This window comes from Streptomyces albicerus (assembly GCF_008905045.1).
GTDB lineage: Bacteria > Actinomycetota > Actinomycetes > Streptomycetales > Streptomycetaceae > Streptomyces > Streptomyces albicerus.
Map to the genome: position 1 here is coordinate 81,605 of NZ_VWMY01000043.1, position 21,975 is coordinate 103,579.

The 21,975-nt window shown below is 69.9% G+C and carries 17 protein-coding genes and 1 pseudogene; 8 read left to right on the forward strand and 10 right to left on the reverse strand.

Going from position 1 to position 21,975, the window contains the following annotated elements:
• Positions 1-61: 61 nt before the first annotated feature.
• The 8 genes and pseudogenes from GAS53_RS34290 to GAS53_RS34320 all read right to left on the reverse strand — a co-directional run bounded on the left by GAS53_RS34290 (position 62) and on the right by GAS53_RS34320 (position 11,303).
• Positions 62-1,087 (reverse strand): ABC transporter ATP-binding protein, encoded by a 1,026-nt coding sequence (locus tag GAS53_RS34290; RefSeq protein WP_151481656.1) that lies wholly within the window; start codon positions 1,085-1,087, stop codon positions 62-64.
• Positions 1,084-2,088, reverse strand: coding sequence for an ABC transporter ATP-binding protein (locus tag GAS53_RS34295; RefSeq protein ID WP_225859256.1), 1,005 nt, complete (start codon positions 2,086-2,088; stop codon positions 1,084-1,086). The genes GAS53_RS34290 and GAS53_RS34295 overlap by 4 nt, the downstream gene beginning before the upstream one ends.
• Complete coding sequence (locus GAS53_RS34300; RefSeq protein WP_151481676.1) at positions 2,085-3,017, reverse strand: ABC transporter permease; 933 nt, start codon at positions 3,015-3,017, stop codon at positions 2,085-2,087. The genes GAS53_RS34295 and GAS53_RS34300 overlap by 4 nt, the downstream gene beginning before the upstream one ends.
• Before the next feature lie 23 nt (positions 3,018-3,040).
• On the reverse strand, positions 3,041-4,108 hold the full coding sequence (locus GAS53_RS34305; RefSeq protein WP_151481657.1) for an ABC transporter permease: 1,068 nt from the start codon (positions 4,106-4,108) through the stop codon (positions 3,041-3,043).
• Between the two features lie 78 nt (positions 4,109-4,186).
• Positions 4,187-6,025 carry an ABC transporter substrate-binding protein gene (locus GAS53_RS34310; protein WP_151481658.1) on the reverse strand — a complete coding sequence of 613 codons (1,839 nt, stop codon included), beginning with the start codon at positions 6,023-6,025 and terminating at the stop codon, positions 4,187-4,189.
• 379 nt (positions 6,026-6,404) lie between these two features.
• Positions 6,405-9,926 (reverse strand): MinD/ParA family ATP-binding protein, encoded by a 3,522-nt coding sequence (locus GAS53_RS34315; RefSeq protein ID WP_225859257.1) that lies wholly within the window; start codon positions 9,924-9,926, stop codon positions 6,405-6,407.
• A gap of 591 nt (positions 9,927-10,517) precedes the next feature.
• Positions 10,518-10,598 (reverse strand): annotated as a pseudogene (locus GAS53_RS58830) (SCO5717 family growth-regulating ATPase); the annotation flags it as partial.
• Between the two features lie 408 nt (positions 10,599-11,006).
• Positions 11,007-11,303 carry a DUF397 domain-containing protein gene (locus GAS53_RS34320; RefSeq protein ID WP_151481659.1) on the reverse strand — a complete coding sequence of 99 codons (297 nt, stop codon included), beginning with the start codon at positions 11,301-11,303 and terminating at the stop codon, positions 11,007-11,009.
• A 286-nt stretch (positions 11,304-11,589) separates the two neighbouring features.
• On the opposite strand from GAS53_RS34320, the gene rpsO reads away from it, so the two are divergent.
• The 5 genes from rpsO (at position 11,590) to GAS53_RS34345 (ending at position 17,019) form a co-directional block, all read left to right on the forward strand.
• A complete protein-coding gene (gene rpsO, locus GAS53_RS34325) occupies positions 11,590-11,877 on the forward strand; it encodes a 30S ribosomal protein S15 (RefSeq protein WP_005479656.1) in 288 nt (95 codons plus the stop codon).
• Positions 11,878-12,158: 281 nt separating this feature from the next.
• Complete coding sequence (locus GAS53_RS34330; RefSeq protein WP_151481660.1) at positions 12,159-14,378, forward strand: polyribonucleotide nucleotidyltransferase; 2,220 nt, start codon at positions 12,159-12,161, stop codon at positions 14,376-14,378.
• Positions 14,375-15,754: a M16 family metallopeptidase gene (locus GAS53_RS34335; RefSeq protein WP_151481661.1), complete on the forward strand. Its 1,380-nt coding sequence runs from the start codon at positions 14,375-14,377 to the stop codon at positions 15,752-15,754. Before GAS53_RS34330 ends, GAS53_RS34335 begins: the two co-directional genes overlap by 4 nt.
• A gap of 54 nt (positions 15,755-15,808) precedes the next feature.
• Positions 15,809-16,561, forward strand: a complete 753-nt coding sequence (gene dapB / locus GAS53_RS34340) for a 4-hydroxy-tetrahydrodipicolinate reductase (RefSeq protein ID WP_151481662.1) — start codon at positions 15,809-15,811, stop codon at positions 16,559-16,561.
• 5 nt (positions 16,562-16,566) lie between these two features.
• Positions 16,567-17,019: a hypothetical protein gene (locus tag GAS53_RS34345; protein WP_151481663.1), complete on the forward strand. Its 453-nt coding sequence runs from the start codon at positions 16,567-16,569 to the stop codon at positions 17,017-17,019.
• Positions 17,020-17,104: 85 nt separating this feature from the next.
• On the opposite strand, the gene GAS53_RS34350 is transcribed toward GAS53_RS34345, so the two are convergent.
• Positions 17,105-17,665, reverse strand: coding sequence for a hypothetical protein (locus GAS53_RS34350; protein ID WP_151481664.1), 561 nt, complete (start codon positions 17,663-17,665; stop codon positions 17,105-17,107).
• A gap of 123 nt (positions 17,666-17,788) precedes the next feature.
• Positions 17,789-18,028 (reverse strand): hypothetical protein, encoded by a 240-nt coding sequence (locus GAS53_RS34355; protein WP_151481665.1) that lies wholly within the window; start codon positions 18,026-18,028, stop codon positions 17,789-17,791.
• Positions 18,029-18,248: 220 nt separating this feature from the next.
• Here GAS53_RS34355 and thyX point away from each other — a divergent pair, with 220 nt between their 5' ends.
• From thyX to GAS53_RS34370, 3 genes are all read left to right on the forward strand, one after another.
• Positions 18,249-18,989, forward strand: a complete 741-nt coding sequence (thyX, locus tag GAS53_RS34360) for an FAD-dependent thymidylate synthase (RefSeq protein ID WP_151481666.1) — start codon at positions 18,249-18,251, stop codon at positions 18,987-18,989.
• Positions 18,990-19,200: 211 nt separating this feature from the next.
• Positions 19,201-20,100: a 4-hydroxy-tetrahydrodipicolinate synthase gene (gene dapA / locus GAS53_RS34365; RefSeq protein WP_151481667.1), complete on the forward strand. Its 900-nt coding sequence runs from the start codon at positions 19,201-19,203 to the stop codon at positions 20,098-20,100.
• Positions 20,101-20,235: 135 nt separating this feature from the next.
• Complete coding sequence (locus GAS53_RS34370; protein ID WP_151481668.1) at positions 20,236-21,921, forward strand: ribonuclease J; 1,686 nt, start codon at positions 20,236-20,238, stop codon at positions 21,919-21,921.
• Positions 21,922-21,975 lie beyond the last annotated feature (54 nt).

A 21,975-nucleotide genomic window follows, 5' to 3' on the forward strand; every position in this document is an offset into this window, starting at 1 on the left:
CTGCGGGTGGTTCGTGGCTTGTCGCGCAGTTCCCCGCGCCCCTACGGGGCCCGTGCCACCGTTACTGCGTCGTTGACGCCCGCGACCGCGCCCAGTGGCACGCCACCTGTGCCCCGCCGCCCCCGTCCAGCACCGGCAGGTCCTCCCCGCGGCACGCGTCCGCGACGCCCGCGCGCTCGGCCTCGCCGCCCGCCAGGATCTGGCAGCGCGCGTGGAAGCGGCAGCCGGAGGGGATGCGGGACGGGTCCGGGGGCTCGCCGGTGAGGACGACCGGAGCGCCCGGCGCCTCGGGCAGGACAGACAACAAGGCCTGCGTGTAGGGGTGTTGAGGAGCCGTCAGGACCTCCTCCACCGTGCCTGTCTCGACGATCCGGCCCAGGTACATCACCGCGACGCGGTCGGCGATGTTCCACGCGAGACCCAGGTCGTGCGTCACCACCAGGGCGGACAGGCCGAGTTCGGCGCGCAGTCGCAGCAGCAGGGCCAGGATCTCGCCTCGTACCGACGCGTCCAGGGAGGCCACCGGCTCGTCGGCGACGATGAGTTCGGGCTCCAGGACGAGCGCGCCCGCGATGACGACACGCTGCCGCTGACCGCCGGAGAGTTGGTGCGGGTAGCGCAGGAAGAAGCGCTCCGGGGGGCGAAGTCCGGCCCGGGACAGGGCCGTTGAGACAGCCTCGCGCTCGTCGCCCGCGTACTTGTGGATACGTAGCCCCTCGGCCACCGCGTCGTACACCGTGTGCCGGGGGTTGAGCGAGCCGCTCGGGTCCTGAAGGACCAACTGGACGCGCCTGCGGTACGCCTTGAGGTGGCGCGAGGAGTAGTCGAGAGGCCTGCCCGCGAAGGTGACGCGGCCCGCGGACGGCCGGACGAGACCGAGGAGCGAGCGCGCCAGGGTCGTCTTGCCGCAGCCCGACTCGCCGACCAGCGCGACGATCTCACCGGGCCGGATGTCGAGGTCGACTCCGTCCACGGCACGGGCCCGGGTGGCGTCGCCGCGCCGGCCGGGGAACGTGACGTGCAGGCCTTCTGCGCTCAGCAGGGGAGCCGAGGACGCCGAGGGGACCGCTGCCGCGGTGGTCGTCATGGGGTGCTCCTCGCTTCTTCCGCCACGGGCACCGGCCCCACGTGCACACATGCAGCCCGGCGATCCGGCGTCGCCGCCGCCCGCAGCACCTGGTCCTCCGTCGCACACGATTCCAGCGCCACCGCGCACCGCGGATGGAACGCACAGCCGGACGGCAGTGCCGACGGATCCGGCGGGTCTCCGGGCAGCCCGCGCGGCGCGAACCGCGACCCCGCGTCCCCGATCCGCGGAAAGGCCGCCGACAGGGCCTGCCCGTAAGGGTGCTGGGCGTCCTCGTACACCTGCCGGGCCGGCCCCTCCTCCACCACCCGTCCGGCGTACATCACCGCGAGCCGGTCGCAGGTGTCGGACAGGACCGCCAGGTCGTGGCTGATCATGATGAGCCCCAACTCCTGTTCGGAGACGAGCTGTTGGATCAGCCGCAGGATCTGCGCCTGGATCATCACGTCGAGCGCGGTGGTCGGTTCGTCGGCGATGATCAGGCGCGGGTCGCAGGCCAGGGCCATGGCGATCATCACGCGCTGACGCTGGCCGCCGGACAACTCGTGCGGATACGCGGACGCCCGCGCCGCCGGAAGGCCCACGTGCTCCAGGAGTTCGCCGGTCTTCTTCCGCGCGCCCGCCGGGGTCGCCTTCCTGTGCAGCAGGATCGGCTCGGCGATCTGGTCGCCCACGCGGTGCACGGCGTTGAGCGAGTGCATCGCGCCCTGGAAGACGATCGAGGCACCGGCCCACCGGACCGCTCGTACCCGCCCCCACTTCATGGTCAGTACGTCCTCGCCGTCGAGGAGGATCTCGCCGGTCACCCGGGTCCCGGACGGCAACAGCCGCAGCAGCGCGAGCGCCAGCGTGGACTTGCCGCAGCCCGACTCGCCCGCGATGCCCAGCTTCTGACCGGCACTCAGGGCGAGGTTCACGCCGCGCACGGCGGCCACTCCACCGGCGTACGTCACGTGCAGGTCCCGTACATCCAACAGGCGATGTGCGGTCGGCGTGCTCAACGGGCCACCCCCAGCCGGGGGTTGAGGACGGACTCGACCGCGCGTCCGCACAGGGTGAAGGCGAGGGCCACGACGGCGATCGCGATGCCCGGCGGTACGAGATACCACCACTTTCCGGCGCTGACCGCGCCCGCCTCGCGCGCGTCCTGGAGCAGTCCGCCCCAGGAGACCACCGTCGGATCGCCGAGGCCGAGGAAGGCGAGCGTCGCCTCGGCGAGGATCGCGGAGGAGATGATGAGGGTCGTCTGCGCCAGCACCAGCGGCATGACGTTGGGCAGGACGTGGCGGGACATGACGTGCCAGTGGCCGCCGCCCAGCGCCTTGGCGCGTTCGATGTACGGCCGGGACTCCACGGCGAGGGTCTGCGCGCGCACCAGCCGGGCCGTCGTCGGCCAGGTCGTGACACCGATGGCCAGGATGATCGTGCCGAGCGAACGGGACATCACGGTCGCGAGCGCGATCGCGAGGACCAGCGTCGGCATGACCAGGAACCAGTCCGTGATCCGCATCATCACCGTCGCGTACCAGCCGCGGAAGTGCCCGGCGGTGATGCCGATGAGCGCGCCGATCGCGACCGAGAGGACGGCCGCGAGCAGTCCCACGAGCAAGGACACCCGCGATCCCCATACGACAAGGCCGAGCAGACTGCGCCCGAACTGATCGGTGCCCAGCGGGAATTCGGCACTCGGGCTCTCCATGGGCCGCCCCGGCGCGTCCGTCACGCTCTGCACGCCGGAGCCGACGGTCAGCGGCGCGGTGAGCGCGATCAGGGCGAAGAGCCCGAGAGCGGCCAGGCCGAAGAGGCCGGCGCGGTGGGTGCCGTACCGGTGCCAGAAGCGGGCGGCGGACCGGCGGCGGCGCTGCCGGGCGAGGGCACGGGGACCGGCCTTGGCCACCTGGGCCTTGGAAACCGCCTCGGGCGTGGTCATCGGCTCGTCCGGGTCCGTCGTCGTCATCGGCCCACCCTCGGGTCGAGCAGCGGATAGATCAGATCGGCGAGCGTGTTCATCACGATCACCGCGGCGGCGAACACGAAGAACAGCCCCTGGACCAGCGGCAGATCGGGCACGCTCAGCGCCTGGTAGAAGAGCCCGCCGAGGCCCGGCCAGGAGAAGACCGTCTCGACGAGGATCACGCCCGCGACGGTCCGGCCGAGGTTGATGAAGATCAGCGTCATGGTGGGCAGCAGCGCGTTCGGAACGGCATGGCGGCGGCGTACGAGATCGTCCCGCAGCCCCTTGGCCCGCGCGGTCGTCAGATAGTCGCCGCCCATCTCGTCGAGCAGCGCCGAGCGGGTGACGAGCAGGGTCTGCCCGTACTCGACCGCGACCAGCGTCACGACCGGCAGGACCAGGTGATGGGCGACATCGAGGACGTACGCGAAACCCTCCTCGCCGCCCGACTCCATGCCGCCGGTCGGGAAGAGACCGGGAATCGGCCCGATGCCCACCGAGAAGACGATGATCAGCAGCAGCCCCAGCCAGAACGACGGGATCGAGTAGAGGGTCAGCGCCAGACCGGTGTTGAGCCGGTCGCCGAGCCCGCCGCTGCGCCACGCCGCGCGTGTGCCGAGGAAGATACCGAGTGCCGTGTAGAGCACGAACGAGGTGCCGGTGAGCAGCAGCGTGTTCGGCAGCGCCTCGGTGATCTTGTCGATGACCGGCGCCCGGAACTGGTACGAGGTGCCGAGATCGCCGGTGAGTGCCTTGCCGCAGTAGTCCGTGAACTGCTCCCACAGCGGCAGATCGAGCCCGAACTCCCTTCGGTACGCGGCGAGTTGCTCGGCAGACACCTGACGCCCGCCCGTCATGAACTTCACCGGGTCGCCGGGGATCAGCCGGAAGAGGAAGAAGCTCGTAACGAGAACGGCGAGCAGCGAAACGGCCGCGCCGCCCAGCTTGCCCGCCACGTACCGCGGATACCCGGAGGTGCCGCGCGCCCGTGCTCCGCGGGCCGACGGCCCGGCCCCGGCCGGACCGTCGGTCTTCCCGACCAGCGAGGGTGTCGCTTCAGCGGTCATGAACGGCTCTCACTACTCCGCCACTCTCGGCTATTCGGCTGTGCGCGGTCTGCGTCCGTCGCGTGCGGTCCTCGGCGGTTATTCGCGGTCTTCGACGGTGGCGTGGTGGCGCCTGGCGAGGAACACCCCGAGGCCCGCCAGGACGACGACGCCCGCGACGATGCCGATGATGACGCCTGTCTGGCTCGAGTCGTCGGAGGACTCGCCAGCGGCCGGAGTCGCCGACCACCAGCTCCAGTAGCCGTCCTGGCCGTAGATGTTGCCCGCGGCCTCCGGCATCGTCGTGATCGACGCGATGTGGTCGGTGCGGTAGGCCTCGACCGCGTTCGGGTACGCCATGACGTTCATGTACCCGGTGTCGTACAGCCGCGACTCCATGCGCTTGATGAGTTCCGCCCGTTTGGCGGGGTCGTACTCGGCGAGCTGCTGCTCGTACAGGTCGTCGTACTTCTTGTCGCAGATGAAGTTGTCGGTGGCGCCGATGTCCTTGGGTGTCGCAGGGAGCGCCGCGCAGGTGTGGATGGAGAGCACGAAGTCGGGGTCGGGGTTGACGGACCAGCCGTCGAAGGCGAGGTCGTACTCGCCCGCGAGCCAGGGATCGCTCACGTTGTCCCGGCAGTCGAGCGTGACACCGATACCGAGCTCGCCCCACCATTCCTCGAGATACTGGCCGACTGCCTTGTCCTGCGGGTCCGTCGCGTGGCACAGGACGCGGTAGGTGATCGGCCTGCCGTTCTTGCCGACACGCTTGCCGTCACCGTTCTTCCGGTAGCCCGCCTCGTCGAGGAGCCGGGCCGCCCGGTCCGGGTCGTACGCGATCTTCTGACTGCCCGTCGGCTTCCAGTAGTACGTGGAGAAGCGCGGCGGGATGTAGCCCTCGCCCTCGGCCGCGTGGCCCTGGAAGACCTTGTCGATGACGGTCTTGCGGTCCACGGCCATGAACAGGGCCTTACGGACCCTCTGATCGAGCAGCGACTCGTGGCCGTCGCCGAACTTCTTGCCGTCCTTGGCCTGGGCGCCCGGGTTGGTGGCGAGCGCGTAGAAGCGGCGGCCGGGCGCGTCGTTGACCGTGACGTTCTCCTCGCCCCTCAGCGCCGCCGACTGCGCGGGCGTCAGGCCGGAGACGAACGACACCTCGCCCTTCTGCAGGGCCGCGACCGCCGCGTCACCGTCCTTGTAGTACTTGAAGACCAGCTCGTCGAACTTCGGAGTCCCGCGCCAGAAGGACTTGTTGGGCTCCAGCCGTACGTAGCTGTCGGCCTTGTAGCCCGTAAGGATGAAGGGGCCGTTGCCGACGACGGGGAAGTCCTTGTCGTTGTTGAACTTCGAGAAGTCGCCGACCTTCTCCCAGACGTGCTTCGGCACGATCGGAACATCCAGCGCGGCCATGGTGGCCTGCGGCTTCTTCAGCTCGATGACGAGCTCGGTGGGGCTGGGCGCGGTGACCTTCTTGAAGTTCGCGACGAAGCTGCCGTTCGCGGTGGCCGCGCCCTCGTCGGTCATCATCTTGTTGAACGTCCACGCCGCGTCCTCGGCGGTGGCCTGTTCGCCGTCGGACCACTTGGAGTTGTCGCGGATCGTGTAGGTCCAGGTGAGCTTGTCGGCGGAGGGCTCCCACTTGGTGGCCAGGCCCGCGATCGCGCTGTTGTCCTTCGCGGAGTAGTTGGTCAGGTACTCGTACGTGAGGCGGTGCAGGCTCGTACTGACCAGGCGCTGTGCCAGGAACGGGCTCAGCGAGTCGACGCTCTGCGCCACCGCGACCGTGAGGACCTTCTTGCCATCCTTCGCCTCGGCCTGCTGGGGCGCCGGATTGAGCGGGGTCACGAGGCCGACCGTGAGGGTGAGGGCGGCGGCGCCGGCGGCCGCGAGGAGGCGGAGGGCTGTGCCCCTTCCGCCGAACTGGTCGTGTGTGTCCATGGGTCGCTGACCTCGTGTCATCACTCGCACGGAGATGGGCTGTCGCACTGCTCGATCCGGTGACCGCGGCCGGATTGATGTGAGTGTCTATCAGCGGCGGTCCACACGAGTCAACGGCCGGAGAACCCCATGTGGCCTGCGGAAATAACGAGTTGACCCGGATTTCATGGCCATTGGTTCAGACCGGTGAAGGGTGCCTGGTCGGGGGATGGCGGAGGGGAACGGGGCTGGTGCGGGGGCGTTTTGGGCCGGGCCGCGCGGGGTGCGTTCGGAAGGTGTTCGGGGTACGCGAAGGGCCCGCGCCGTGAGGTACGGGGCGGGCCCTTCGGGGTGGAACGGGGGCCGGGGATTCGGCCGGACGGGTTACGGGTGGGGTTTGTTACTGGTGGGGCGGCGGGGGTGGTGGGGTCTGGCCCTGGGGGTCCTGAGCGGCGCCCTCCTGGCCGCCCTGTCCTGCCGCCTGGGGTTGCTGGGGTTGCTGGGGTGCCTGAGGCTGCGGCGCCTGGTAGGGCTGGCCGGGCTGGAACTGCTGGCTCGGAGCCGGGGCGTTCGGGTTGAAGGGCTGACCCGGGGCGGCCGGGGCCGGGGGCTGCTGGAAGGGGGCGCCCGGCTGAGGCTGACCCGGCTGCTGGGGCTGGGAGGCCGGGGCGGACGGCTGGGGCTGCCAGCCCTGGGGGGCGGCGCCGGGGTGCCCCTGGTGGCCTTGCTGGCCCGGGTGACCGGGCTGGCCCTGCTGCTGGGGCGGCTGCGGGTAGGGCTGACCCGGCTGGGCGGGCGGGCCCTGCTGGGGGGCCTGGCCCGGATATGGCTGACCTGGCATCGGCTGCCCTGGCATTGGCTGGCCCGGAATGGGCTGGCCCGGCATCGGTGGGGCGGCGACCGGCGGCGGGTTGCCGTCCGACGTCCACAGGCCCTGCGACTGCTGGTGGCGCGCGATGTCCTCGGCGACCAGGGCCGAGAGGTTGAAGTACGCCTCGCGCACCTTCGGCCGCATCATGTCGAGATCGACCTCGGCGCCCGCGGCCAGATGCTCGTCGAACGGCACCACGATCACGCCCCGGCAGCGCGTCTCGAAGTGGCTGACGATGTCGTCCACCTTGATCATCTTGCCGGTGTCGCGCACCCCGGAGATGACGGTGATGGACCGCGACACCAGGTCCGCGTACCCGTGCGCCGACAGCCAGTCCAGCGTCGTACTGGCGCTGCTGGCACCGTCCACCGACGGCGTCGAGATGATGATGAGCTGGTCGGCGAGGTCGAGCACGCCGCGCATGGCGCTGTAGAGCAGACCCGTACCGGAGTCCGTCAGGATGATCGGGTACTGCTTGCCGAGCACGTCGATCGCGCGCCGGTAGTCCTCGTCGTTGAAGGTCGTCGACACGGCCGGGTCGACGTCGTTGGCGATGATCTCGAGCCCCGACGACGCCTGCGAGGTGAACCGCCGGATGTCCATGTACGAGTTGAGGTACGGGATCGCCTGTACGAGGTCACGGATGGTGGCCCCGGTCTCCCGGCGCACACGGCGACCGAGCGTGCCGGCGTCCGGGTTGGCGTCGATGGCGAGGATCTTGTCCTGCCGCTCCGTGGCGAGCGTGGAGCCGAGCGCGGTGGTCGTGGTCGTCTTGCCGACGCCGCCCTTCAGGCTGATGACGGCGATCCGGTAGCACGACAGCACCGGCGTACGGATCAGCTCGAGCTTGCGCTGCCGCTCGGCCTCCTCCTTCTTCCCCCCGAGCTTGAACCGGGAGGAACCGGCCGCCGGGCGCCCGCTCTTCGCCTTCTGCTTCTTGTTGTTGAGCAGCCGGTCCGACGACAGCTCCACGGCCGCCGTGTACCCCAGTGGTGCCCCCGGGTTGGTCGGCTGCCGCTGATCGTGCTGCACGGGCTGCGGCCAGGCGGTGCCGGTACGGGGGTCTACGGGGGGCTGCTGCCCGGGCTGGGGCTGCTGGGCCTGGGGCTGGGGCTGGGGCTGGTGAGCCTGCGGTTGAGGCTGAGGCTGGGGCATGCCGTGCTGGCCGTGCTGGCCGGCACCGGGGTTCGGCTGCTGTGGTGCGGGCTGCTGGTGGGGCTGGCCCTGCTGGGGGAGCGGCTGCGCGGCGGGCGGCTGAGGAGCGGCTGCCTGCTGATCCGGAGCCGGAGCCGGAGCCGGGGCCTGCGGCGCGGGAGCCTGCGGCGCCTGAGCGGTCGGCGGCTGCGGGAACCCGTAACCTCCAGGCTGGGCAGGCGAGTTGGGCGTACCCGGCTGCGGGAATCCGTATCCGGCCTGCGGGTTGGGCGGCTGGGGTGCGGTGGGGTCGGCGGCGGGAGTGCCGGGCTGCGAGAACCCGTAACCGGCTCCTGCCTGCTGGTTGGGCACCTGCGGTGCCGCGGGGTTCGCAGCAGGGGCTCCGCCGGGTTGCGGGAATCCATAACCGGGCTGCTGGCCGGGCACGTTGGGCGTGCTCGGGGCGGGGGCACCCGGCTGCGGGAACCCGTAACCCGCAGGCTGCGCAGGCACGTTGGGCGCGCCCTGAGCAGGAGCGCCCGGCTGCGGGAACCCATAGCCGGGAGCCTGCGCGGGAATGCTCGGTGCTGCCGGAGCCGGTTGCGCCGGAGCAGGCTGGGATGCGGCGGGCTGGTCCGGCCGCTGGAGACCGTAGCCGTCCTGGGGCGTGTGGGGCGCCGGGTGAGCGGGCTGAGCGGAAGCGGGGCCGGACTGCGGGAATCCGTAACCACCTTGAGGATCCGGGGCCGGAGCGGGAGCCGGGGCCGGCGTCTGTGCCGGAGGTGCCGTGGAAGCTCCGGGCGGCGGGAATCCGGGAACGGCCTGCCCCGCGGGAGCTGCACCGGGAACGTTGTCCTGCAGCCCCGGAGCCGTACCAGGAACGCTGTCCCGCGGCCCCGGAGCCATACCCGGAGCGCTGAACTGCGGGAAGCCGTAACCCCCCGGCTGCCCAGGAGCTGCCGGAGCACCGGAGGCGGGTGCCGGAGCGGGCGCGTCGGCGGCAGGCGATTCAGACGACGCAGGCGCAGCAGGACTGCCGGACGCGCCGGGCGTACCGGACGCGCCGGGCGTACCCGGCGCGGCAGGCCAAGCCGGCGGCGAAAGCTGCGGTGCCTGCGGCTGGAACGGCGGCTGCCCCTGCGGCGGCACGGACGGCTGAGCCGGAGCCGCCGGCGGCTGCTCGCCGTCACCCTCTCCGGACGCGGGCCACTGCGCGGCAGATGCGGGCGCGGCGGGCTGGTACGAGGGCGGCAACGGCGGAAGCCCACCCTGCGGCAGCGGCGGCGGAGCCCACGCGGGAGGCGCGTCCTGCACGGCGTCGGTCACATCCGAACCGGCCCCCGGCACCGCATCCTGCGGCTCCGCGTCCCGGGGCTCGGCCCCGCCCGCCGGCGCGGTGTCCTTCGGCTCCGCATCGCGAGGCCGGACGTCCTCGGGCTCCGCGTCCCGCGGCTCGGAGTCCTGCGGCTCGGAGTCCTGCGGTTCCGCGTCCTGCGGCTCGGAGTCCTCCACGGGCACGGCATCACTGACGTCACCGGAGTCCTCGGCAACGACGTCAACCTGATGCAACTCGACAACGTTCGCGGACTCCTCCGCGGCGTCGCCCGTGTCCTCGTCGACGTCCTCGTCGACCTCGCCGGACACGTCCTCCGAGGTCGCCACCTCGGCATCTTCGTTTTCTTCGTCTACGTCATCGCTGTCATCGCTGTCATCGCCGCCGTCGGACTCGCGCCCGAACGCCACCTCGACGACCTCCGCGTCGGCGTCGGGGCCGGCGTCGGCGTCCTCGTCGGCTCCTTCCGCGACGTCATCCGCGACGGCACCCTCAATGTCATCCGCGACCTCGTCCGCGACCGCGTCCGAGGCCGTGGCCCGCTCCGCGATCTCCCGCTTCAGAGCGACAGAGGAGATCCGCATGGTGGCGCCACTCTCAATGTCACCGTTACCGCCCTCGACCTCGTCAGAGGCCTCATCGGGCTCAGGGGTGTCGGCCACAGGAGCCGACGGCACATCGGCCGCGGGAGCCGGAGCCGTACCCTGCGGAGCCCACGGCCCCTGAAGGTTCGGCAGATTCGGCAGAGCGGCAGGCCCCCCGGCATCCGCGGCCGGCGCCTCAGGAGTCGGCCCGCCGGGCTCGAACCCGCTCCCCACAGGCAACTTCGGCACGGCAACCGGACTGCCGGCAGGAGCAGCAGGAGGGGGAGTAGCAGAAGCAGCGGGGGGAGCGGCGGGAGGAGTAAAAGGAGCCCCGGGAGCAAAGGAAGGCGCGGGAGGCGTGGAAGGCACAGAAGCCGCCGAATCCGAAGGACCCTCAGTATCCGAAGGACCCTCAGTCGCCCCGGGTGCCTCTGCCTCGCCCGTTCCCTCCGCAGCGTCGGCGTCCGACGCCTCTTCCGCCGTGTCCGACTCCTCCTTGACCGGAGCCGACGAAGCCCCGTCCGAACTCCCCGACGCATTCTGCGTATACCAGGCAGGAGGGGCGTAGTCGATGGTGAACTCGCCCGTCGTCTCGACGGCGGACTCGGCGTCGGACTGGTCATCGCCGGGTGTGGCCCAGCCCCCGCGGATCCCGTCCCGATCGCTGTTCACAATTCCTCCTGGTGTGGTCGAGCACCCTCATGCCGAGCTGGGGCGACCGTTCTCGTCGTCCGAGGCCGTCCGACGCGCCCCGGCTCCCCCTGTGACGCGGCGGTCCCGTCCACGGGTTCTGCTGCCGCGCCCACCCCAGCCTAATCACGACAACCATCCCCACGGCAGGCCCGTCCACCCCTCCGGTCCCACCCACTACGTCACACCCTGCCCAGAAGTAACGTACGAACGGCCTTGTACGGAAGGCAAAGTGGACAAAAGAGAGCGTAAGAAGCGCGCCCCGAGCCTCCCATGCACCCCCATGCAACGCCTCGACGCAACAAGAGGGACCGGTGGCAAACAAGCCACCGGTCCCTCCCACGCGCGCTCGACGCGGCTGCGCAGCTAATCGGCTACTCGGCTACTCGGCTACTCGGCCGAAACCCCTCCGTTGTGCGGCGCCGGCTCCAGATCGAACTCGCCGTCCCGCGCCCCCAGCACGAAGGCCCGCCACTCCGCCTCCGTGTACCGCAGGACCGTGTCCGGGTCGAGGGATGACCGCATGGCCACCGCGCCTCCGGGGAGGTACGCGATCTCGACCCGCTCCTCGTGCTCCTCCGTACCCGGCGCGCTCTGCCATTCGACGCCCGAGATGTCGAGGGCATAGAGCTCGTCCTTCTCCCGCTCCTTGCGCGCCTTGACGTCCTTGTCCTCTGCCTCGGCCATGGCGAAGCGACCCCTTCCCGACGTACGAACCCGACATGCGAACGATCTGCCGCGACACCCTACTGGGACCGGCCCTGGCCTCCCCGGACTCCTGGAACCGCGGTCGGAGGGACCCCTGCCCCCTGGTACGCTGTGTGACGGCCGTATGTGTACGCACCCCCGGACCGCCCCCAAGGGGCCCTGGAGGACGCGCCCAGCGGATCCCCGCCTCCCGAGTAACGGAAGCTCCCCTGAGAAGTGGACCAGGGGCACTCGGTGGCCAGTGACAAGACTACGAGGAGTACGCGTGTCGCTCGACGCCGCTACGAAGAAGCAGATCATCACCGAGTTCGGTACCAAGGAGGGCGACACCGGCTCCCCCGAGGTCCAGGTCGCGATGCTCTCGCGCCGTATCTCGGACCTGACCGAGCACCTCAAGACCCACAAGCACGACCACCACTCCCGTCGTGGTCTGCTGATCCTGGTCGGTCAGCGCCGTCGCCTGCTGCAGTACCTGGCGAAGAAGGACATCCAGCGCTTCCGTGCGCTGGTCGACCGCCTGGGCATCCGCCGCGGTGCGGCGGGCGCCAAGTAAGACGCCGTGGAGGGAGCGGTTCCCACTCTGAGGGGGCCGCTCCCTTTGCTGTACGTGCGGAGTGTCACCACCCCTTTGTAGTGTGGTAGCACAACGCAATAGCACGAGGATGAAGTGCACCTCGCCGCCGCCGGTCCTCGGTAGTGGCCCCCGGGCGATGCGAACCCCGGGTGCTTCGATCGAAGACCGGCCCGCACCAGATGGAGCGCTTCTCCGCCCACCGTCCCCCCGCCACACGGGCGGACCGGGACAAAAGACGAAAAGTATCGGAGAAAACGCTAGTGGAGAACGAGACCCACTACGCCGAGGCCGTTATCGACAACGGTTCCTTCGGCACCCGCACCATCCGCTTCGAGACGGGCCGCCTGGCCAAGCAGGCCGCCGGCTCCGCCGTGGCGTACCTGGACGACGACACCATGGTGCTGTCGGCCACCACCGCCTCCAAGAACCCCAAGGACCAGCTCGACTTCTTCCCCCTCACGGTGGACGTCGAGGAGCGGATGTACGCCGCCGGCAAGATCCCCGGCAGCTTCTTCCGTCGTGAGGGCCGGCCGAGCGAGGACGCGATCCTCACCTGCCGCCTCATCGACCGCCCGCTGCGCCCGTCCTTCAAGAAGGGCCTGCGCAACGAGATCCAGGTCGTCGCCACGATCATGGCGCTCAACCCCGACCACCTGTACGACGTCGTGGCGATCAACGCCGCGTCCGCGTCCACGCAGCTGGCCGGTCTGCCCTTCTCCGGCCCGATCGGCGGCGTCCGCGTCGCGCTGATCAACGGCCAGTGGGTGGCGTTCCCGACGCACACCGAGCTCGAGGACGCCGTCTTCGACATGGTCGTCGCCGGTCGCGTCCTGGAGGACGGCGACGTCGCGATCATGATGGTCGAGGCCGAGGCCACCGACAAGACGATCCAGCTGGTGGCGGGCGGCGCCGAGGCGCCGACCGAGGAGGTCGTCGCCGCCGGTCTGGACGCCGCGAAGCCCTTCATCAAGGTGCTCTGCAAGGCCCAGGCCGACCTCGCCGCGAAGGCCGCCAAGCCGACCGGCGAGTTCCCGGTCTTCCTCGACTACCAGGACGACGTCCTGGAGGCGCTCACCGCCGCGGTCAAGGACGAGCTCTCCCAGGCCCTCACCATCGCGGGCAAGCAGGACCGCGAGACCGAGCTGGACCGCGTCAAGGCGCTCGCCGCCGAGAAGCTGCTCCCGCAGTTCGAGGGCCGCGAGAGGGAGATCAGCGCGGCCTACCGCTCGCTGACCAAGTCCCTGGTCCGTGAGCGCGTCATCAAGGACAAGGTCCGCATCGACGGCCGTGGCGTCACGGACATCCGTACGCTCGCCGCCGAGGTCGAGGCCATCCCGCGCGTGCACGGCTCGGCGCTGTTCGAGCGTGGCGAGACCCAGATCCTGGGCGTCACCACGCTGAACATGCTCCGGATGGAGCAGCAGCTGGACACCCTTTCCCCGGTGACCCGCAAGCGCTACATGCACAACTACAACTTCCCGCCGTACTCCGTCGGCGAGACCGGCCGCGTCGGCTCCCCGAAGCGCCGCGAGATCGGCCACGGCGCCCTCGCCGAGCGCGCCATCGTGCCGGTCCTCCCGACGCGCGAGGAGTTCCCGTACGCGATCCGTCAGGTGTCCGAGGCCCTCGGCTCCAACGGCTCGACGTCCATGGGCTCGGTCTGCGCCTCCACCATGTCGCTGCTGAACGCCGGTGTGCCGCTGAAGGCCCCCGTCGCCGGTATCGCCATGGGCCTGATCTCCCAGGAGATCAACGGCGAGACGCACTACGTCGCCCTCACCGACATCCTCGGTGCGGAGGACGCCTTCGGCGACATGGACTTCAAGGTCGCCGGCACCAAGGAGTTCGTGACCGCCCTCCAGCTCGACACCAAGCTGGACGGCATCCCGGCCTCCGTCCTGGCCGCGGCCCTCAAGCAGGCCCGTGACGCCCGCCTCCACATCCTCGACGTGATGATGGAAGCGATCGACACGCCGGACGAGATGTCCCCGAACGCCCCGCGGATCATCACCGTCAAGATCCCCGTGGACAAGATCGGCGAGGTCATCGGCCCCAAGGGCAAGATGATCAACCAGATCCAGGAGGACACCGGCGCCGAGATCACGATCGAGGACGACGGCACCATCTACATCGGTGCCCAGGTCGGCTCGCAGGCCGAGGCCGCCCGCGCCACGATCAACGGCATCGCCAACCCGACCATGCCGGAGGTCGGCGAGCGCTACCTGGGCACCGTCGTGAAGACGACGACCTTCGGTGCGTTCGTGTCGCTGCTCCCGGGCAAGGACGGTCTGCTGCACATCTCGCAGATCCGCAAGCTCGCCGGCGGCAAGCGCGTGGAGAACGTCGAGGACGTGGTCGGCGTGGGCCAGAAGGTCCAGGTCGAGATCGCCGAGATCGACTCCCGCGGCAAGCTCTCCCTCATCCCCGTGATCGAGGGCGAAGAGTCCGACGACGACAAGAAGGACGACACCGACAAGTGACGTCTAGTAGCTCCACGGCGACGGCCCGCACCTCTTCTGAGGCGCGGGCCGTCGCCCGTACCCAAACCCTGATCAAGGGCGAGAACGGCATCGGTACGGTCCGCAAGACCACCCTCCCCGGGGGCCTGCGCGTCGTCACCGAGACCCTGCCCTCCGTGCGCTCCGCCACCTTCGGCATCTGGGCGCACGTCGGCTCGCGCGACGAGACGCCGGCTCTGAACGGCGCCACGCACTACCTGGAACACCTGCTCTTCAAGGGCACCGAGCGCAGGTCCGCCATGGACATCTCCTCCGCCCTCGACGCGGTCGGCGGCGAGATGAACGCGTTCACGGCGAAGGAGTACACGTGCTACTACGCGCGCGTGCTCGACACCGACCTCCCCCTCGCGATCGACGTGGTCTGCGACATGTTGACGGGCTCGCTCATCCTCGAAGAGGACGTCAACGTCGAGCGCGGCGCGATCCTCGAAGAGATCGCGATGACCGAGGACGACCCGGGCGACTGCGTGCACGACCTGTTCGCGCACACCATGCTCGGCGACACCCCGCTGGGCCGCCCGGTCCTCGGCACGGTCGACACGGTCAACGCCCTCACCGCGGACCGCATCCGCCGCTTCTACAAGAAGCACTACGACCCGACGCACCTTGTCGTCGCCTGCGCGGGCAACGTCGACCACAACAAGGTCGTACGCCAGGTCCGCGCGGCCTTCGAGAAGGCGGGCGCCCTGAAGCAGCTGGACGTCACCCCGATCGATCCGCGCCACGGCTCCCGCACCATCCGCACCGCGGGCCGCGTCGAACTGCTCGGCCGCAAGACCGAGCAGGCCCATGTCGTCCTCGGCATGCCGGGCCTGCCCCGCACCGACGAGCGCCGCTGGGCCCTGGGCGTCCTGAACACCGCGCTCGGCGGCGGCATGTCCTCCCGCCTCTTCCAGGAGGTCCGGGAGAAGCGCGGCCTGGCCTACAGCGTGTACTCGTACACCTCGGGCTTCGCCGACTGCGGCCTCTTTGGCGTGTACGCGGGCTGCCGCCCGAGCCAGGTCCACGACGTGCTGAAGATCTGCCGCGACGAACTCGACCAGGTCGCCGAGCACGGCCTGTCCGACGACGAGATCGGCCGCGCCATCGGCCAGCTCCGGGGCTCAACGGTCCTTGGTCTTGAGGACACCGGCGCGCTGATGAACCGTATCGGCAAGAGCGAGCTGTGCTGGGGCGAGCAGATGTCCGTCGACGACATGCTGGCCCGGATAGCGTCGGTCACCCCGGACGACGTACGGGACGTGGCCCGCGACATCCTGGGACAGCGCCCCTCGCTGTCGGTCATCGGTCCGCTGAAGGACAAGCAGGCGTCCCGTCTGCACGAAGCGGTCCTGTAGACCGACGTGAGCCGGCCCCGGCCGGTGTAAGTCCTCGACTAAGGAATCAGGAACATGAGCAAGCTGCGCGTGGCGGTCCTCGGTGCCAAGGGCCGTATCGGATCCGAGGCGGTACGGGCCGTCGAGGCCGCCGAGGACATGGAACTGGTGGCCGCCCTCGGCCGCGGAGACAAACTGGAGACGCTGGCCGACACCGGCGCCCAGGTCGCCGTCGAACTGACCACGCCCGCCTCGGTCATGGGCAACCTCGACTTCTGCGTACGCCACGGCATCCACGCCGTGGTCGGTACGACGGGCTGGACCGACGAGCGCCTCGCGCAGCTGAACACCTCGCTCGCCGCGTCGCCGGAGACGGGCGTGCTCATCGCCCCGAACTTCTCCATCGGCGCCGTCCTCACCATGAAGTTCGCGGAGACGGCCGCGCCGTACTTCGAGTCGGTCGAGGTCATCGAACTGCACCACCCGAACAAGGTGGACGCCCCGAGCGGCACCGCCACCCGCACCGCCCAGCTCATCGCCGCCGCCCGGCAGCAGGCGGGCAGCGGTGCGCAGCCCGACGCCACGGTCACGGCCCTGGACGGCGCCCGCGGCGCGAATGTCGACGGCGTCCCGGTGCACGCGGTCCGCCTGCGCGGTCTGCTCGCCCACCAGGAGGTGCTGCTCGGCGGCGAGGGCGAGACCCTCACCATCAGGCACGACTCCCTGCATCACAGCAGCTTCATGCCGGGCATCCTGCTCGGCGTGCGCCGCGTCGTGGAGACCCCGGGCCTCACTTTCGGCCTGGAACACTTCCTGGATCTGAAGTAGCAGCGATGCGCGCGAAGATCACTTACGCCGTCACGGCCGCCGTCCTGGTCGTCTACTTCGTCCTGGTCGGCAGCCGCGGGGTGATGCTCATACAGAGCGGCACGCTGCTGACCGTCACCTTCGGCGTCGCCGTCCTCGTCCTGCCGGTGATCGGCATCTGGTTCCTCTGGAAGAACACCCAGTTCGTCAAGAAGGCCAACCAGCTCGCCGCCGAGCTCGACGCCGAAGGCGGCCTGCCCGTCGACGAGTTGAAGCGCACCCCGGGCGGCCGTATCGACCGCGACTCGGCCGACGAGGTCTTCGCCCGCCGCAAGGCCGAGACGGAGGACGCCCCCGAGGACTGGCGCAGCTGGTTCCGCCTGGCCATCGCCTACCACGACGCCCGCGACACCCCGCGGGCCCGCAAGGCGATGCAGCACGCGATCGCTTTGCACGAGGGGAAGCCGGTGCGCGCCTGAGCGGCGGTACCACGAAGGCGGTTACGACGAAGGGGCCGGCCCCGCACATCGCGGGCCGGCCCCTTCGTGCTGTGGCTCAGATGGCTCAGACGTGCTGCCGGTACTCGTCCGCCCACACCTCGACGCCGTCGGCCGCCCGGTCGAAGGCATCGGGGCGCCCCAGGAAGTCGGCGTTGTGCGTGGTCAGCAGCGGCGTCGGCTCGTCACCCGCCCGGTCCCCGCGAACGAGGATGAGCGCCTGCCCCTGCACCGTGCGCGGCAGCCCGAGCCAGCGCACCGGCTGCTGGACGGTCCGGACGGCCTGGACCTGCGCCCAGGGCGCCGTACTCGTACTGAGGAAGCGCACCCGGCGCAGCCCGTACGCGCTCACCCACGCGCCCATGCGCAGCAGGCGCAGGGCGCAGACGATGACGAGCGCCGCGATCCCCAGGCAGACCGCGCCGCCGGACGGCGTGCCGGCCACCGCGATGATGACCGCGGCGAACAGGACGTACGACGCGAGCAGCAGCAGAAGCGCGGCCGCGGCGACCCGCCACGGTCCGGGCCGGTAGGGGCGCCGCCACTGGTCGCGGTCGTCGAACGGCAGCGCGAGATCCTCGCCCGCCTCCTCGAAAGCGCGGTCGGCGGTCAGAAAGGGCAGGGGCACGACTGATCCTCACTCAATCCACGCATGGACTATGCCCGGTGAGGCTACCTAGCCGGATCTCCGCCCACCACCCTTGGGGGTCCATGGGGGGTGCCCCCGCGCCATTTGGGCAGTGGAGGCGAGTCAGCGGCCCTGGGACGCGTCAGACTGCTGCGTATGCGCAGGTGAGGCGTCGACGGAGAGGGCGGGCAGCCCGAGGAGCAGGGAGCCCACGAGACCCGCGACCACCGTGAGGCCTATGAGCCATCGGCCGGCCAGCTCACCGGCGGAGGCCCGCTGACGCGGTGGGGGAGTGACATTGCTGCGGAACTTGTCGGCTTCGGCGATGAAGGCGAACGGAACAGGCTCGCGCCGACGGAACATAGGTTGCGCTTCTCCTCTGGAGACTCGAAGGGAACGGGCGACCCGAACGGATCGCTGTCACCAATACAGACGAGCGAATGCCCCAATTGGTGCCCAGTTTCACCGACTTCGCAGAAGTTCGGCGAAGAATGTCGCGGCACGACACCGAACGCCCCGTTGTCAGTGCCGGGCCGTAGAGTGGACGCCGCCCGAGCCAGTGATGGGAAGGACCCTCCAAGCCGTGACCGACACACCCGCCGACGACCTCAAGCCCAGCTTCCGCAGCGATGTCACCGTCGAGCTGGTCAAGCACACCGCCTCCGACTCGGACGTGCTGTTCGCCGCCCGCGTCTCCACCGTCGGGGAGCAGTCCCTGGACGAGTTGCAGAAGGACCCGGAGCGCTCCAAGGGCCTGATCAACTTCCTGATGCGGGACCGGCACGGCAGCCCCTTCGAGCACAACTCGATGACCTTCTTCATCAGCGCCCCGATCTTCGTCTTCCGCGAGTTCATGCGGCACCGCGTGGGCTGGTCGTACAACGAGGAGTCGGGCCGGTACAGGGAGCTCCAGCCGGTCTTCTACGTCCCGGACGAGTCCCGCAAGCTGGTCCAGGAGGGCCGCCCCGGCAAGTACGTCTTCGTGGAGGGCACCCAGGCCCAGCAGGAGCTCACGGGCCGCGTCATGGAGGACTCGTACCGCCATGCGTACGAGGCGTACCAGGAGATGCTCGCCGCGGGTGTCGCGCGCGAAGTGGCCCGCGCGGTCCTCCCGGTCGGACTCTTCTCATCGATGTACGCGACGTGCAACGCCCGTTCGCTGATGCACTTCCTCGGCCTGCGCACGCAGCACGAGCTCGCCAAGGTCCCGACCTTCCCCCAGCGGGAGATCGAGATGGTCGGCGAGAAGATGGAAGCGGAATGGGCCCGGCTCATGCCCCTCACACACGCCGCCTTCAATGCCAACGGGCGCGTGGCGCCGTAGCGCACCTCGGTCACTCCATCGGGCACATCTGTACGGGTCAGCCGGGCGAAGTGTCCGTATTGCGGCATTTCGAGAAGTTCATCTAGCCTGATCAAACGGACCCGGCACTGCTTGAACCCCCGAGCAGGCAGTGCCGGGCTCCACCTTTGTCATGACTTGTCGTGTCCCCCGAGGGAAGACCGCACGTGGAGCAGCGAGTAGCGTGTTACCCATGGCTCCGACCTCCACTCCGCAGACCCCCTTCGGGCGGGTCCTCACCGCCATGGTCACGCCTTTCACGGCGGACGGCGCACTCGACCTCGACGGCGCTCAGCGGCTCGCCACCCACCTGGTGGACGCAGGCAACGACGGCCTGATCATCAACGGCACCACGGGCGAGTCACCGACCACCAGCGACGCGGAGAAAGCGGATCTCGTACGAGCCGTACTGGAGGCGGTCGGCGACCGCGCCCACATCGTCGCGGGCGTCGGCACGAACGACACGCACCACAGCATCGGGCTGGCCCGAGCCGCCGAGAAGGTGGGCGCACACGGCCTCCTGACCGTCACGCCGTACTACAACAAGCCCCCGCAGGAGGGCCTGTACCGGCACTTCAGGGCCATCGCCGACGCGACCGAACTACCGGTGATGCTCTACGACATCCCCGGCCGCAGCGGCGTCCCGATCAACACGGAAACGCTGGTGCGCCTGGCCGAGCACCCGCGTATCGTCGCCAACAAGGACGCCAAGGGCGACCTCGGCCGTGCCAGCTGGGCCATCGCCAGCTCCGGCCTCGCCTGGTACTCCGGCGACGACATGCTGAACCTGCCGCTGCTCTCCGTGGGCGCGGTCGGCTTCGTCTCCGTCGTCGGCCACGTCGTCACCCCCGAGCTGCGGGCTCTGATCGACGCGTACGTCAGCGGCGACGTCCAGAAGGCCACCGAGATCCACCAGAAGCTGCTTCCGGTCTTCACCGGCATGTTCCGTACCCAGGGCGTCATGACGACCAAGGCCGCGCTCGCCCTCCAGGGCCTGCCCGGCGGGCCGCTGCGCCTCCCCATGGTCGGCCTGTCGCCCGAGGAGACCGCCCAGCTCAAGATCGATCTTGCCGCCGGCGGGGTACAGCTCTGACCACAGACTTCACAACTGAATACGTACGACCACGCAGGCCAGCAGGCCTGCACCACCAGACAACTGCTACTGCACGAACGTCACGCGCGCCACGTGCCCTGCCAGGTACGTGGCGCGTGTGGTGAGGAGAGTCTTTTGAGTCATCCGCATCCTGAACTCGGCGCTCCGCCGGTGCTCCCGAAGGGCGGCCTCCGGGTCACCCCGCTCGGCGGCCTCGGCGAAATCGGCCGAAACATGACGGTCTTCGAGTACGGCGGCCGTCTCCTGATCGTCGACTGCGGGGTGCTCTTCCCCGAGGAGGAGCAGCCCGGAATCGACCTGATCCTGCCGGACTTCAGCTCCATCAGGGACCGCCGCGACGACATCGAGGGCATCGTCCTCACGCACGGCCACGAGGACCACATCGGCGGTGTCCCCTATCTCCTGCGCGAGAAGCCGGACATCCCGCTCATCGGCTCCAAGCTGACCCTCGCCCTCATCGAGGCGAAGCTCCAGGAGCACCGCATCCGCCCGTACACGCTCGAAGTCGCGGAGGGCCACCGCGAACGCATCGGCCCCTTCGACTGCGAGTTCGTCGCGGTCAACCACTCCATCCCGGACGCCCTCGCGGTCGCCATCCGCACCCCTGCGGGCATGGCGGTCCACACCGGCGACTTCAAGATGGACCAGCTCCCGCTGGACGGCCGCCTCACGGACCTGCACGCGTTCGCGCGCCTGAGCGAGGAAGGCATCGACCTTCTCCTCTCGGACTCGACGAACGCCGAGGTCCCGGGCTTCGTCCCGCCCGAGCGCGACATCTCGAACGTACTGCGCCAGGTCTTCGGCGGCGCCCGCAAGCGGATCATCGTGGCGAGCTTCGCCAGCCACGTGCACCGCATCCAGCAGATCCTCGACGCCGCCCACGAATACGGCCGCAGGGTCGCCTTCGTCGGCCGCTCGATGGTCCGCAACATGGGCATCGCACGGGACCTCGGCTACCTGAAGGTCCCGCCGGGCCTGGTGGTGGACGTCAAGACGCTCGACGACCTCCCGGACCAGGAGATCGTGCTCGTCTGCACGGGCTCGCAGGGCGAGCCGATGGCGGCCCTGTCGAGGATGGCCAATCGCGATCACCAGATCCGGATCGTCCAGGGCGACACCGTGATCCTGGCGTCGTCGCTCATCCCCGGCAACGAGAACGCGGTCTACCGCGTCATCAACGGCCTGACCCGCTGGGGTGCCCACGTCGTCCACAAGGGCAATGCCAAGGTGCACGTCTCGGGCCACGCCTCGGCCGGCGAGCTCCTGTACTTCTACAACATCTGCAAGCCGCGCAACCTGATGCCGGTCCATGGCGAATGGCGCCACCTGCGCGCCAACGCCGAGCTGGGCGCGTTGACGGGCGTCCCGCACGACCGGATCGTCATCGCGGAGGACGGCGTCGTCGTCGACCTCATCGAGGGCAAGGCCAAGATCTCGGGCAAGGTCCAGGCCGGATATGTGTACGTCGATGGCCTCTCGGTCGGCGACGTCGGCGAAGTCGCGCTCAAGGACCGCAGGATCCTCGGCGACGAGGGCATCATCTCGGTCTTCGTGGTGATGGACTCCAGCACGGGCAAGATCACCGGTGGTCCGCACATCCAGGCCCGCGGCTCGGGCATCGACGACTCCGCGTTCAGCGACGTCCTCCCGAGGGTCACCGAGGTCCTGGAGCGGTCGGCCCAGGACGGCGTCGTCGAACCTCACCAGATGCAGCAGCTCATCCGCCGCACGCTGGGCAAATGGGTCTCTGACACCTACCGCCGCCGGCCGATGATCCTGCCGGTCGTGGTCGAGGTCTGACCACCTCGTACACGTCAACCAGGAGCGGGGCGCCTCGATTTGCATCGAGGCGCC